12 protein-coding genes, 1 tRNA gene and 1 other RNA gene are annotated in these 13,201 nt (G+C 70.1%); 6 read left to right on the top strand and 8 right to left on the bottom strand.

The window, feature by feature from the left end:
• The first annotated feature begins 6 nt into the window (after positions 1–6).
• Positions 7–345, top strand: coding sequence for a hypothetical protein (locus MAA44156_RS00745; protein WP_023864238.1), 339 nt, complete (start codon positions 7–9; stop codon positions 343–345).
• Between the two features lie 2 nt (positions 346–347).
• On the opposite strand, the gene MAA44156_RS00740 is transcribed toward MAA44156_RS00745, so the two are convergent.
• The 3 genes from MAA44156_RS00740 to MAA44156_RS00730 form a co-directional block, all read right to left on the bottom strand.
• Positions 348–1,736, bottom strand: coding sequence for a CHAT domain-containing protein (locus MAA44156_RS00740; protein ID WP_009974597.1), 1,389 nt, complete (start codon positions 1,734–1,736; stop codon positions 348–350).
• Complete coding sequence (locus MAA44156_RS00735) at positions 1,727–3,415, bottom strand: ATP-binding protein (RefSeq protein ID WP_033725044.1); 1,689 nt, start codon at positions 3,413–3,415, stop codon at positions 1,727–1,729. Before MAA44156_RS00735 ends, MAA44156_RS00740 begins: the two co-directional genes overlap by 10 nt.
• 97 nt (positions 3,416–3,512) lie before the next feature.
• Positions 3,513–3,971 (bottom strand): lipoprotein LpqH, encoded by a 459-nt coding sequence (locus MAA44156_RS00730; RefSeq protein ID WP_003877012.1) that lies wholly within the window; start codon positions 3,969–3,971, stop codon positions 3,513–3,515.
• A 176-nt stretch (positions 3,972–4,147) separates the two neighbouring features.
• Here MAA44156_RS00730 and MAA44156_RS00725 point away from each other — a divergent pair, with 176 nt between their 5' ends.
• The gene (locus tag MAA44156_RS00725; RefSeq protein WP_003873375.1) at positions 4,148–4,525 is read left to right on the top strand and encodes a hypothetical protein; all 378 of its coding nucleotides are present in this window, start codon (positions 4,148–4,150) and stop codon (positions 4,523–4,525) included.
• On the opposite strand, the gene lucA is transcribed toward MAA44156_RS00725, so the two are convergent.
• Both lucA and MAA44156_RS00715 read right to left on the bottom strand, forming a co-directional pair.
• Positions 4,522–5,355, bottom strand: a complete 834-nt coding sequence (gene lucA / locus MAA44156_RS00720) for a lipid uptake coordinator LucA (RefSeq protein WP_009974598.1) — start codon at positions 5,353–5,355, stop codon at positions 4,522–4,524. The two genes, MAA44156_RS00725 and lucA, sit on opposite strands and share 4 nt — an antisense overlap.
• 64 nt (positions 5,356–5,419) lie before the next feature.
• Positions 5,420–5,508: transfer RNA gene (locus MAA44156_RS00715), tRNA-Ser, on the bottom strand.
• Positions 5,509–5,573: 65 nt separating this feature from the next.
• Between MAA44156_RS00715 and ffs the strand changes: the two genes are divergently transcribed.
• The 3 genes from ffs (at position 5,574) to MAA44156_RS00700 (ending at position 9,150) form a co-directional block, all read left to right on the top strand.
• Positions 5,574–5,668, top strand: an RNA gene (ffs, locus tag MAA44156_RS00710) — signal recognition particle sRNA small type.
• Positions 5,669–5,822: 154 nt separating this feature from the next.
• Positions 5,823–7,106, top strand: coding sequence for an aspartate aminotransferase type Ic (locus MAA44156_RS00705; protein WP_029248353.1), 1,284 nt, complete (start codon positions 5,823–5,825; stop codon positions 7,104–7,106).
• Between the two features lie 205 nt (positions 7,107–7,311).
• Positions 7,312–9,150 (top strand): DNA polymerase III subunits gamma/tau, encoded by a 1,839-nt coding sequence (locus MAA44156_RS00700; RefSeq protein ID WP_009974600.1) that lies wholly within the window; start codon positions 7,312–7,314, stop codon positions 9,148–9,150.
• Between the two features lie 11 nt (positions 9,151–9,161).
• Here MAA44156_RS00700 and MAA44156_RS00695 read toward each other — a convergent pair whose 3' ends face one another.
• Together MAA44156_RS00695 and MAA44156_RS00690 are read right to left on the bottom strand one after the other, a co-directional pair.
• On the bottom strand, positions 9,162–10,472 hold the full coding sequence (locus MAA44156_RS00695; protein ID WP_003873371.1) for a class I SAM-dependent methyltransferase: 1,311 nt from the start codon (positions 10,470–10,472) through the stop codon (positions 9,162–9,164).
• Positions 10,469–11,860: an FAD-binding oxidoreductase gene (locus MAA44156_RS00690; protein ID WP_196244246.1), complete on the bottom strand. Its 1,392-nt coding sequence runs from the start codon at positions 11,858–11,860 to the stop codon at positions 10,469–10,471. Before MAA44156_RS00690 ends, MAA44156_RS00695 begins: the two co-directional genes overlap by 4 nt.
• 81 nt (positions 11,861–11,941) lie before the next feature.
• On the opposite strand from MAA44156_RS00690, the gene MAA44156_RS00685 reads away from it, so the two are divergent.
• Positions 11,942–12,379, top strand: a complete 438-nt coding sequence (locus tag MAA44156_RS00685) for an SRPBCC family protein (protein WP_009974602.1) — start codon at positions 11,942–11,944, stop codon at positions 12,377–12,379.
• Here MAA44156_RS00685 and MAA44156_RS00680 read toward each other — a convergent pair.
• Positions 12,376–13,149, bottom strand: coding sequence for an Rv3717 family N-acetylmuramoyl-L-alanine amidase (locus MAA44156_RS00680; RefSeq protein WP_010948820.1), 774 nt, complete (start codon positions 13,147–13,149; stop codon positions 12,376–12,378). The two genes, MAA44156_RS00685 and MAA44156_RS00680, sit on opposite strands and share 4 nt — an antisense overlap.
• Positions 13,150–13,201: the final 52 nt, after the last annotated feature.

Below are 13,201 nucleotides of genomic sequence, written 5' to 3'. Positions count from 1 at the left end.
GCGAAGTTGGGTTCGGTAGCCGATCGGCCGCGTCACCCTGAGCGGATGAACACACTGCTGCGGCTGGCCGACTGGCTCAAATCCCGCCGCCGCCGGGACGTCAGTAACCGCACCGTCGGAGTCGGCACCGTGCGCAAGGTCAAGCGTCAGGTCTTCATCGAGGTGGTGGCCGTGTCGGGGGAGACGTTCATCGGCAAGCTGGCGCGCTGCGATGCCGACCTGGACCTGTCCGTGCTGCGGCCCGGGCTGGTTGTGCTGGTCGCCTTCGATCCCGCTGCCCGCGAGGAGCTTTCGCTGCCCGACGACGTGCTGGCCGTGCATGCGGCATGGGTGGCGGCGCTGTAGCACTAGCGCGCACCATCGACGGTGAAGGTGGCCAGTGCGGCCCAATACAGCGGGCTGGCAACACGATCCCCGTCGCGCCAGCGTCGCATCTGGGCGCGCTGCCACCGGTTCAGCGCGCACCCGGCGTCTGCGGGAGCGTCGTGCGCGGTGTCGACGGCGGACACCAGATCGGCCATCGGGTCGACGGATTCGGGGGATCCGCGGGCCGGCATCGCGAATTGCCGGTAGGCGGCGGTCGTCGGCAGCGACCACAGCGTAGCGGTCACCAGCTGCGCCCCGTTCAGGATCATCGCCGCCACCAGACCGGTCGCCTCGTCGAACTGATAGTCGCCGCCCGACCCGCAGGCCAGCAGCGCCACCCGCGGCGGCATCGGCAACCGCAGCGCCATCAAATCCGAGGCGGTCAGCGGCCGGTGATCGCCGATGGCGTTGGCGTCGCCGGGCACCGCCGCCGGGTCGGCCAGATGCAGGGCCGCCCGATCGGCGCGGCCGCCGTGCCGGTGATCGTCGTCCGCCGAACTGGCATGCCCGACATAGAGCAGCCGGCACGGGGATCGGGCCAACAGCCCGGCCAGCCAGCGGCGGTCGGCGTCGCGCCGGCGGAACAAGTCGACCACCGCGTCGACCCGCGGCAGCACGGGTCGCCGCCGCATCAGCTCGGCGAAGTGCCGGCCGACCGGCGTGTCCGGCGACGGCCTGCCCAGCACCGACCCGAGCGCGGAGTCCGGCCGCTGCCCGGGCACCCGCGGGTCGAGCACCAGCAACGGCGGCCCGTCGCGCCGGGCGTCCCATTCGGTGGCCGTCCGCGGCGCGTGCACAATGTTGGGGGGTACCGCCATCAGCACCTCGACCAGTTCCATCAGCCGATGCCCGTCGGTCAGTGCCGCCAAATCCACTAGACGCCAAGGGATTTGGGCCGCAGCGCGCCCGGCGGCGGTGATCGCGTCCTGGCGGGCGCGCACCAGCTCCTCCTTGCTGGGCCCCGATTTCGGGATCGCCAGCAGCCCCCAGGGCACCCGGGCCAGCCGCGCGCTGGGCGAGACGAACAGCACCGCCCGCGGCGACGACACACATTCGGTCAACAGCTGCCAGCCCGCGCTGCCGATCAGCAGCACGCCCAGGATGTAGGCGAGCGTGAGTTCGGTGTCCGGTGCGGCGAAGGCCCCGGTGCTCAGCGCGCGGCCGATGGCGGCACGCCGATTCTCGGCGTCGTGCGGCTCGGGCAACGCTGCGGCGAGCTCCTGCAGGGCGGCCAGCAGCAGCGGTTCCTCCACCACCCAGGCGACGGTCCGCTCGGGCTGCCCGACGATCCGCAGGCTGGCGTAGGTGGCGATGCCGAGGTCGGCGTAGCGCAGTACCAGTGTCAGCCGGCCGGATTCGGTCACGGCCACGTCGACCAGGCCGGCTCGTCGGCGGTGACGGCGCGCCCGTAGCGTTGCACGGCCAGCATGCGGTAGTGGTCCAGGATCGGCGCCTCGCCCGGGTGCATCCGCAACGGCGGCAACGGCCCCAGCCGGGTCAGCGACACACCGCCGGCCACCGGCGGCCCGGCGGCGGCCAGCGCGGCGGGCTCGGCGCCGGTGTCCAGCGGAACCGACGCGACGGCCGTGGACGCCCATTCGCCGGTCTGCGGGCGCTGCAGGGCCTCGAAAGTCCCTCGCGCGCTGTGGTATTCCACCAGCTCACTGATGAGCGCCGTGTTCTCCCACTCCCAGGCCACCGCGAACGCGCCGGCCAGGATGGGCGCCGCGATGGTGGTGGCCCAGCGTGCTCGCGCGTCGGCGTCAGCGATCGAATACCGCACCGAGTCGACCGCCAGCGCGGCGGGCACTTTCAACTCCGCCGCCTGCTGCAGCTTGCTCATGCCGCGCCGGTATTCCGGTGTGCCGACCTCGCCGCGCAGGATGCCGAGGCCCTCGGCCTGGCGCGCCTCGGTCTCCTGCAGCGACTCCTCGGGGGCGCCGGAGCTGTCGAAACCCAGGTCCGCCAGAGCGTCGGCGCGCCACACCGTTCCGAGATGACTGTCCAGTTGCGCGTACTGCAGCCAGCTGCTGCGCGGTGAGGAGTCCAGCAGTTCCCGGGCCTGGGCGATCAGCTCGACGGCGTCGGCGAAGCGACTCCAGAAGATCGCTATCCAGCTGCGCTGCAACAGAATACGATGAAGGTGCAGCGGCTTTCCCAACTCGCGCCAGTGCCGCTCGGCGTGTTCCCAGCATTCGTCGGCGGCTTCCAGGGCGCCCGACCCCAGCCGGGTGAGTCCCAGGTACAGCCAGCAGCGTGCGACGTCGTGCGCGCGGGCATGCCGGGCGATGACGGGATAGGCCTGCGACACCAGCTGTTCGGTGCCGGCATGGTCGTTGGCCGCCCAGCGCGCCGTGGCCCGCTCCAATTGTGCTCTGGCCCTGGCTAATTCCCAGCCGTGGGCGTCGGCCCGCGCCTCGGCGCGGCGTAACCACGGCTCGGCTTCGGCCAACCGCCCCGTTTCGACGCAGAACCTGCCGTATCCGGTGGCCGCGGTGACCCACAGGTGATCGGCGTTCTCGTCGTCGTCGCCGCTGTCGCCGATGTGCTCAAGTATCTTGTCCCACAACGGAACCGATTGCACGTGCAGGTCGTCGTCGCACAGCGCGGTGGCGCACAGCACCCGCGCGCGAGCGCACAGCTGCGCGTGTTCGGCGGCGAGCTCGGGGAATTCGCTGCCGGTGTCGCTCAACAGGTCCAGGGCCGCCGCGGCGCCTTCGTGGTCGCCGCGTGCGGCGGCCAAACCCGTTTGCAGGAACCTGGCCCGCCGCGAGTAGCGGCAGATCATGCGCGCGTTCTCGGCGTCGGCGGGCATGCTCGCATAGGCGGCCAGGCAGTCTTGGATGCGCCGGATCGATTCCTCGACGCCGTCGTCGGCGCCGCGCGCCAGGTAGATCTCGCCAAGCTGGGCAAGCACTTCCAGCATGAGATCGTCTCGGTCGTCCCGTTCGATGCGCGGTATCAGGGACAGCAGCAGATCGCGGGCGCCGGCCTCGTCGGCCGCTAACGCCATGCGGCGGGCCCGCTGCAGCCCGTCCGGGATCGACACGGCTGCATCATAAGACCGGGGCGGTGCTCTGGTCGGCCGAACCGCGAGCGGCGGACGCGTGAGTGAGGCACGTCCGCCGCTCGTGGGCCGCAACCGATCAGCCGCAGGACACCTTGATGCTGAAGTCCTTGGTGATCATCCCGGCCATCGGGTTCTTCATGTCGGCGCCCTGCGCCTGGCCGGTGATGGTGTAGGTCTTGCCGTCGACCGCGACGTCGGCCGACCCCACCTTGGCGCCCATGTTGTTGCTGACCGCCAGCGCGTTGCCGTCGACGACCAGCGCCAGCGACTCGACCTTCGGGGTGGCCTCGTCGGTCAGCACCACGGCCAGCGCCTGCTGGGCGCCGCCGGTGGAGCCGCTGCCGATGTCGATCTTGCCGCCGGTGCGCACGCAGGTGACCGAGGCGGGGTTGACGCCCGGCAGGTCGGCGCCGCCCACCTTGACCTGTGCGTTGGTGCCGGTGGAGGCGCTGGGCGCGGTGCTCGATGCCGGAGCGGCCGAGTGGCCGCCGCTCGAGCAGCCGACCAGCGTCACCGCGGCCGCAGCGCAGCCCAAGGTCCCCGTCGCAGCTGCGAGTAGACGTTTCACGTGTGGTTCCTTCCTTCGTGCGCCGCCCCGATGGCGTCGTCCTGGCGTCAGTACAGACCGCCCGGATCACTACCGATCCCAAATTTCGGGGCGCCCAGGCGGTAGGCTGCCTCGGTGTCGGCGCGGGTGACGGGAGGCACGCGATGCTCAGCGTGAAATGGCTGGAAGCCCCTGAGGCCCATGACTTTCCGGCGGCAGCCGATTACCTGAGCATGCTCGCGGACGCGCAGACCGTGAAGAAGGTGATCAAGAAGCTCAAGCGCGCCACGGTGATGCAGCGCAAGGCGAAGGACATTCTGCGGGCGGCGCGGCTGGACCTGCTGCCGGTGGACAACCCGCACGTCGCCGCGGACCTCACCAAGATCGAGAAGGGCCTACCGCTGTCGCCGATCCTGTTGGTGCGCGGCGACTTCCTGGCCGGTGTCCCGTTGCAGATCGCCGACGGCTATCACCGGGTGTGCGCGAGTTATCACACCGACGAGAACACGCCGATTCCGGTGCTGCTGGCGGTGGCGCGCTAGTCCTCGTCGGCGTCGTCGCCGGACTGCTCGGCGGTTTGGTCGACCGCGACGCCGGCCCGGGTGCGCCGGCGCCGCATCCGGTGCGTGCCCTTGCCCGTCGGGCGGCGGTTGCGCAGCTTGGCCCGCGATTCGTCGCTGTCCTCGGCCACGAGCGTCTCGGCTTCGGGCTCGTTTGCGGCGGGCTTCTCGGCCTCGGCGGTGTCTTCGGCTGCTTCGGTTTCCCCGGCTGCTTCGGCTGCTTCGGTTTCGGCCGTGACGGTCTGCGCCGCTTCGGTCTCGTCGGCCTCTTCCGCCTCGGCCTCTTCCGCTTCAGCCGTTTCGGCCGTCTCCACCTCTTCGCCGGCCTTCTTGCGACGCAGCCGGCGCTTCTTGGGCTTCTTGGCCTTGATCGGTTTGGGCGGCGGCGGTGGCAGTTCCGCGACGAACGAGAGGTAGAACGCGAAAATGCCGAGCAGCGCGATCGCGGCGGCCGCGCCGTAAATCCCGAACAACCACCGGCCGGCGGCATCCAGGCTCAGCCAGATCTCGCTGACCGCCGTCCCGATGATCAACAACCCGGCCAGCACGTGCGCCACGATCGAGGCGACCCGCAGCGACAACGCCAGCTGCGGCGTGCCCAGCTCGGGCTTGCGGGTGCGCAACAGGGTGAACACCACCGGCAGCGCCGCCAGCGCGACCAGCACACCCGCCACGATCCGCAGCGCCGTCCCCAGCGAATGCGTCGTGTCACCCATCAGTTCGGGCCAGCGGGGCAACACGAAGAAGAAGTAGAGGACGCCGGCAGCGATCGAAAATGACGCGTGCCACGGGATGGCGACCTTGCGCCCCATAAGCCTCCTCATGCAAGACCGGCTGGAGCCGGCCCACGTTGTGCGCGTCCGCTGGGCGGACCAATGGCGGAGGATGCGGGATTTGAACCCGCGAGGGCTATTAACCCAACCCGCGTTCCAGGCGAGCGCCATAGGCCACTAGGCGAATCCTCCGTGGCCATGGTAACCGAGCGCCTGACCGCCGCCGCCAGTTGCTCCGGGTCGGGTATTAGACTCTGGGTGGACCCCGCGCGGCGTCTATCCTGTGAACTCCCCCAGGGCCGGAAGGCAGCAAGGGTCAACGGGCTCTGTCGGGTGCGCGGGGTCCCCTACCTTCGATGCGTGGCGACCCGCTACGCCCGGCTCCGCCGCGCTTGCGATCGCCACTGGATTCGATGAGTGGCGACCCGCTACGCCCGGCTCCGCCGCGCTTGCGATCGCCACGGATTCCACCCGGTCGGACGGCGAAAGGGCCCGCAATAGCCATGGTGTCGCTGGAGTCCCTCACCCCTGCCGAACTCGCCGAAGTGCACGCCCGCCACCAGCAGGGCTACGCGGACCTGCAGGCCAAGAAGCTGTCGCTGGACCTGACCCGCGGCAAACCGGCGCCCGCGCAGCTCGACCTGTCCAACGCCCTGCTGTCCCTGCCCGGCGACGACTACCGCGACAGCGAGGGCACCGACACCCGCAACTACGGCGGCCTGCACGGCCTGCCGGAACTGCGCGCGATCTTCGGCGAGCTGCTCGGCATCCCGGTGCAAAACCTCATCGCGGGCAACAACTCCAGCCTGGAGCTGATGCACGACCTGGTCGCCTTCTCCATGCTCTACGGCGGCGTCGACTCGCAGCGGCCCTGGAAGGACGAACCGAGCGTCAAGTTCCTGTGCCCGGTCCCCGGCTACGACCGGCACTTCGCCATCACCGAGACGATGGGCATCGAGATGATCCCCGTCCCGATGCTGTCCGACGGGCCCGACGTCGGCCTGATCGAGGAGCTGGTCGCCGCCGACCCCGCCATCAAGGGCATGTGGACGGTGCCGGTGTTCGGCAACCCCACCGGGGTCACGTACTCCTGGGACACGGTGCTGCGGCTGGTCCAGATGCGCACCGCGGCGGCCGACTTCCGGCTGTTCTGGGACAACGCGTACGCGGTGCACACGCTCACGCACGACTTCATCCGGCAGGTCGACGTGCTGGGGCTGGCAGCCGCGGCCGGCAACCCGAACCGGCCCTACGTGTTCGCGTCCACCTCCAAGATCACCTTCGCCGGCGCCGGGGTGAGCTTCTTCGGCGGCTCGCTGGGCAACATCGCCTGGTACCTGCAATACGCGGGCAAGAAGTCGATCGGACCGGACAAGGTCAACCAGCTGCGGCACCTGCGCTTCTTCCGCGACGCCGACGGGGTGCGGCTGCACATGCTGCGCCACCAGCAGATCCTGGCGCCGAAATTCGCGCTGGCGCTCGAGATCCTCGACCAGCGGCTCAGCGACTCCAAGATCGCCTCGTGGACCGAGCCCAAGGGCGGCTACTTCATCAGCCTCGACGTGCTGCCCGGCACGGCCAAGCGGACCGTCGCGCTGGCCAAGGACGCCGGCATCGCGGTCACCGAGGCGGGTGCGTCGTTCCCGTATCGGAAAGACCCCAACGACACGAACATCCGGATCGCGCCTACCTTCCCGTCGCTGCCCGATCTGCGCGACGCGGTCGACGGCCTGGCCACCTGCGCGCTGCTGGCGGCCTCGGAGTCGTTGCTGGCTCGCGATCGGGTGTGATCTGACGGCTTCGACTGTTGCATGACGGCGACGACACGCCGGGCGGGCCCGCCGTAGATTCACACTGGAAGCCGCTGCCGCACACTCGATGCCCGCAGACCTTGGCGGGCCCGCATCGTCGTCGGACGCTGCCCGATTGTCCGACTCCTCAGCAGACCTTGGCGGGCCCGCATCGTCGTCGGCCGGCCCCGGTAGCCTGCTGACCGTGGCCCTCTACCGCAAATACCGTCCGGCAACCTTCGCCGAAGTGGTGGGGCAGGAGCACGTCACCGAACCCCTGTCGATCGCGCTGGAAGCCGGCCGGATCAACCACGCCTACCTGTTCTCGGGTCCGCGCGGCTGCGGGAAGACCTCCTCGGCGCGCATCCTGGCCCGCTCGCTGAACTGCGTGCAGGGGCCGACGGCCACGCCGTGCGGGGTGTGCGACTCGTGCCTGGCGCTGGCGCCCAACGCGCCCGGCAGCATCGACGTGGTCGAGCTGGACGCGGCCAGCCACGGCGGCGTGGACGACACCCGCGAGCTGCGCGACCGGGCGTTCTACGCGCCGGCGCAGTCGCGCTACCGGGTGTTCATCGTCGACGAGGCGCACATGGTGACCACCGCGGGGTTCAACGCGCTGCTCAAGATCGTCGAGGAGCCGCCCGAGCACCTCATCTTCATCTTCGCCACCACCGAACCGGAGAAGGTGCTGCCGACGATCCGGTCGCGCACCCATCACTACCCGTTCCGGCTGCTGCCGCCCAAGACCATGCGGGCGCTGATCGGGCGGATCTGCGAACAAGAGGGCGTCGTCGTCGACGACGCGGTGTACCCGCTGGTGATCCGCGCCGGCGGCGGCTCGCCACGTGACACGCTCTCGGTGCTGGACCAGCTGGTCGCGGGCGCCGAGGGCGGGCACGTCACCTACCAGCGGGCGCTGGGCCTGCTCGGGGCCACCGACCTGGCGCTGATCGACGACGCCGTGGACGCCCTGGCGGCCGGCGACGCCGCGGCGCTGTTCGGCGCGGTGGAGTCGGTGATCGACGCCGGGCATGATCCGCGGCGCTTCGCCACCGACCTGCTCGAGCGGTTCCGCGACCTGATCCTGCTGCAGGCCGTCCCCGATGCGGCCAGCCGCGGCGTGGTGGACGCTCCCGAGGACGTGCTGGAGCGGATGCGTGACCAGGCCACCCGGATCGGCCCGGCGACCCTGACCCGTTACGCCGAGGTGGTGCAGGCAGGGCTGGGCGAGATGCGGGGTGCGACGGCGCCGCGGCTGCTGCTCGAGGTAGTGTGCGCCCGGCTGCTGTTGCCCTCGGCCAGCGACACCGAAACCGCGCTGCTGCAACGGGTCGAGCGGATCGAGACCCGGCTGGACATGTCCATTCCCGCGGGGTCGACGCCGGCCGAGCCGGTCGAGCAGCCGGTGCGGTTCACCCGGCCGTCCGCGGCGCCCAAGCCGGCGTCCAAGCCCGAGCCGGCGGCGGCCAAGCCCGAGCACGAGCCGGAACCCCAGCCCGAGGCCAGGCCGGAGCCGAGGGCCGAACCCACGCCGGAGCCCAAGCCGGCGCCGGAGCCGGCGCGGGCCTCCGAAACCCCGTCCGCGCCAGGGGAACTCAATGCCGCCGCGGTGCGAAGCATGTGGTCGACGGTGCGCGACAAGGTCCGTCAGCGCAGCCGCACCACCGAGGTGATGCTGGCCGGCGCCACCGTTCGGGCGATCGAGGACAACACGCTGGTGCTGACGCATGAATCGGCACCCCTGGCCAAGCGGCTCTGCGAACAGCGCAACGCCGACGTCATCGCCGAGGCGCTCAAGGATGCGCTGGGCGTCAACTGGCGGGTGCGCTGTGAGGCCGGCTCACCGGCGCCGGCGACGGCCGGCCCGCCGCACCCCAAGCCGGAACAGCCCGTCCCCGAACCGGATTCGGCCCGGCGTGACGAGGAAGAGCACATGCTGGCCGAGGCGGTGCGCGACGAGCCGGCGGCGCGCCGCGACCCGGAAGAGGCCGCGCTGGAGCTGCTGCAGAACGAGTTGGGCGCCCGCCGCATCGACGGGAGCTGAGCACCTCCCTGTTAGGGCGACCACCACGGCCGCAGCGGCAGGTCGTCGTCGCCGCGCGCGTCGACGTTCGCCGCCAGCACGTGATGCAGCTGAAGGTTGTTCTGCTCGAAGGCAACTCGCGAGGCCGCCATGTACAGACCCCACACCTTCGCGGTCGGCAACCCGACCTCGTCGACGGCGGCGTCCCAGTGCTCGACCAGATTGCGGCACCAGTCGCGCAGCGTCATCGCGTAGTGGTGCCGGAAGTTCTCGCCGTGCAGCACCTCGAAGCCGACGTCCTGGATCGCGCAGGTGATGCGGCCCGACCCGGTCAGCTCGCCGTCCGGGAACACGTAGCGATCGGTGAACCCGCCGGCGAACGACGTCGAGGTGTTGTCGTGCCGGGTGATGCAGTGGTTGAGCAGCAGACCGCCGGTGCGCAGCTTGCTCTTCAGGAACCCGAAGTAGGCGGGGTAGTTCTTGACGCCGATGTGCTCGGTCAACCCGATCGAGGACACCGCGTCGAAACCGGTTTCCGCGACGTCGCGGTAGTCGGAGTGGCGCACCTGCGCCAGGTCGCCGAGCCCCTCGTCGTCGATGCGGCGCTGCGCCCACTTCGCCTGCTCGGCCGACAGGGTGGCGCCGATCGCCCGCACCCCGCGGCGCGCCGCGTAGCGCACCATGCCGCCCCAGCCGCAGCCGACGTCGAGCAGCCGGTCGCCTGGGGCCAACCGCAACTTGTCGAAGATCAGCCGGTACTTGTTTTCCTGCGCCTCTTCCAGCGTCGCGTCGGGGTGCGGGTACACCGCGCAGGTGTAGGTCATCGACGGGCCCAGCACCAATTCGTAGAACCGGTTGGAGACGTCGTAGTGGTGGTGGATGGCCTCGGCGTCGCGGGCCTTGGTGTGCATCAGTCCGTCGGCAATCCGGCGCCACCGGGGGCGCGTCTCCTGCGGCGGCGGGGCCACCGGCAACAACCGCTCGAACCCGATCGAGCGGACGACGTTGGCCAGCACCCGGGCCGGCGGCCGCTTGAACTGCACCCGATCGGTCAGCGTCTTGAGCAGCCGGTACGGATCACCCGGATGCACGCCATAGGCCTGCAGGTCGCCGGCCACGTAGGCGCGGGCCAGGCCGAGCTCGCCCGGCGCCGTCGCCAGATACGTGGCCCCGCGCGGACTGCGCAGATCCAGGCCCAGCTCGGCGTCTTCGCTGCCGGCGGTGCTGCCGTCGTACGCGGTGAACTTCAGCGGGTGGCGGCCGGTCGCGGCGAAGACCTCCAGAATCTCGGCCATGCTGAGCTTGCCGGTCCGCGACCGGTGCGGTTGTTTGGTGGTCGTCATCGCCGTTGTACCGCCTTCGCGTAGAGGTCGAGTAAACGAGAATCGGGGTCGTAGGTCTTCTTGACGGTGTTGTACGCCTCGCCGCCGTAGAGCTCGTCGAACTCCTCGCGGGTATAGAAGGAGTCGGAGTACAGCGACTTGTGCCCGTCCAGCTCGCTCACCTTGGCTTCGATCAGCCGGTTGGTGGCGCCCTCGGTCGCACCGGCGGGCACCGACGACCAGAAGCCGACGTTGACATAGGTGTGATCCGGGCGCATCGGGTACAGCGGCCAGCCGTCGTGGTCGCGTAACCGCAAGGGGCACAACCAGATCGGGGTGATCGGCACCGTTTCGAGGAACCACTCCAGGAATTCGAAGGTCCGTTCCACCGGCAGTTCGACGTCCTGCACCACCCGCTCGCGGGGTGGACGGCCGTTGCGGGCCTCGATGCGGTCCGAGATGCGCAAGCGCCGGTCCAGCGAGACCAGCTTGGAGTAGACGCTGCTGCGCCGATAGCGGCGCGGCCACCAGCGCCGCACCCGCGGGTTCTGCACGCCGAACGCACGCGAGCACCAGAACCAGTCGGTGTCCCAGCGCCAGATGTAGTCGTGCATGGTCAGCCGGTCGTCCTTGGTGGGCTCGTCGCCCGGGGAGTCGTGCCGGATCGACTGGTAGTAGATGTGTTGCCCGGTGTAGTCGCTGACCGGGCCGGGGGTGGTGGTCCGCCGGCCCACGCACAGGTAGCTCTCGTCGGCGCTGAACACCACGCCGTCGAGATAGTCCACCGGCGTGCCGGCGTGGCCGCCGGTGTCGATGATGCGTTCGGCCGCCGCGATCAGGTCAGCCAGCGCGTGAAACCTGATGTGGCGCAAGGTCACAAACGGCGCGACCGGCTCCAGCTCGATCCGCAGCCGGGTCGAATACCCAAGCGTGCCATAGGAATTCGGGAAGGCGCGGAACAGGTCGGCGTGCTGGGTGCGCGACGCGGTGAGCAATTCGCCGGCGCCGGTGAGGATGTCCATCTCCAGCACCGACTCGTGCGGCAGACCGTTGCGGAACGACGCCGATTCGATGCCCAGGCCGCTCACCGCGCCGCCGAGGGTGATCGTCTTGAGCTGGGGCACCACCAGCGGCGACAGCCCGTACGGCAGGGTCGCGGCCACCAGGTCCTCGTAGGTGCACATGCCCGCCACGTCGGCGGTGCGGGTCTCCGGATCCACCCCCAGCACCCCGGTCAGCCCGGAGGTGTCCAGTCCGGGCGCGTCGCGTTTGGTGCGGGCGCGGAACAGGTTTGACGACGGCTTGGCCAGCCGGACGGCCGACGTTGCCGGGATGGACCGATAACTTTCCAGCAACCGGTCGACGCCGGCCTGGTGGGCCGAGAGTGCGGATCCAAGGACTGGCACCAGATATACCCTAGTCTTCGACAACAGCCCGTGCACCCGTCGTGAGCGGCGGTATCGGGGAAACCATCAGCAGGAGGGGCCGCCGTGGGACAGGTGAGCGCAGACAGCACCATCTTGATCAACGCCGACCCGGCGGCAACCCTTGCCGCCGTCGCGGACTACCAGACCGTCCGCCCGAAAATCCTCTCCCCGCAATACAGCGACTACCAGGTGCTGCAGGGCGGGCAGGGGGCCGGCACGGTCGCCAAGTGGAAGCTGCAAGCCACCAAGTCGCGGGTCCGCGACGTGCAGGTCGACGTCGACGTGGCCGGGCACACCGTGATCGAGAAGGACGCCAATTCGTCCATGGTGACCAACTGGACGGTGGCACCGGCCGGGCCCGGCTCCAGCGTCACCGTCAAGACCACCTGGACCGGCGCCGGCGGCGTCAAGGGCTTCTTCGAGAAAACCTTTGCGCCGTTGGGGCTGAAGAAGATTCAGGGCGAGGTGCTGGCCAACCTGAAGAGGGAGCTGGAGAGCTAGCGGGCCTGGCCCTGGGAGCCCAGGAAGCCCGCGACGCCGCGGACCATCGCGTCGGCGTACTTCTGCCGGCCCTCGGCCGACTCCATCAGCGCCGAATCCGCGGGGTTCTTCATGTTGCCACACTCGACCAGGATCGACGGGTACTGCGCCAGGTTCAGGCCGGTCAGGTCCGAGCGCCCGTACAGCCCGTTCTGGCCGATGTAGTTGGCCGGCGGGATGCCCGAGGCCTGCATCTGGTCGCGCATGATCCGGGCGTATTGCACCGACGGCCCGGCCTGCACCTGGTTGAGCGGCGGGGCCGAATAGTTGACGTGGAAGCCGCGGCCCGACGGCGGTCCGCCATCGGCGTGGATGGACAGAATCGCGTTGGGGTGCAACGCGTTGGCCATGTTGGCGCGCTCATCGACGCAGGGGCCCAGCCCGGTGTCGTTGGCCCGGGCCAGGGCCGTGCGCACCCCCAGCGCGGTCAGCTCGGCGCGCACCCGAAGCGCGGTGTCCCAGGTGAAGGTGTGCTCCTGGTAGCCGGTGTTGGTCGCCGTCCCACTGGCCTGACAGTCCTTGGTGCCGCCGCGCCCGGTGGGCACCTGGCGGTTGATGGACGCGTCGTTGGAGCCGTTGTGGCCCGGGTCGATGAACACCACCATGCCGGCGATGTTGGACGGCACCCCCCACGCGGCCGGGGCCGCGGTCGGAATGATCGCCGTCGACGCAGCAACCAGCGCACCGACCGCCACTTTGATCCCGACACGTCTGCTCAGTCGTAGGTCCACGGCGCCAAGGTAACGTCGCGCGGTCTACGCTGGGTGTTCCGAATCGCCGGAG

This window comes from Mycobacterium avium subsp. avium (genome assembly GCF_009741445.1).
Lineage (GTDB): Bacteria > Actinomycetota > Actinomycetes > Mycobacteriales > Mycobacteriaceae > Mycobacterium > Mycobacterium avium.
Note: the sequence above shows the minus strand (reverse complement) of the source record. Positions and strands in the feature narration are given on the sequence as shown.

Coding starts and splice junctions, on each gene's coding strand:
- MAA44156_RS00725 (WP_003873375.1), top strand. CDS start 4,148: ATGCTCAGCGTGAAATGGCTGGAAGCCCCTGAGGCCCATGACTTTCCG.
- MAA44156_RS00695 (WP_003873371.1), bottom strand. CDS start 10,472: ATGACGACCACCAAACAACCGCACCGGTCGCGGACCGGCAAGCTCAGC.
- lucA (WP_009974598.1), bottom strand. CDS start 5,355: ATGGGGCGCAAGGTCGCCATCCCGTGGCACGCGTCATTTTCGATCGCT.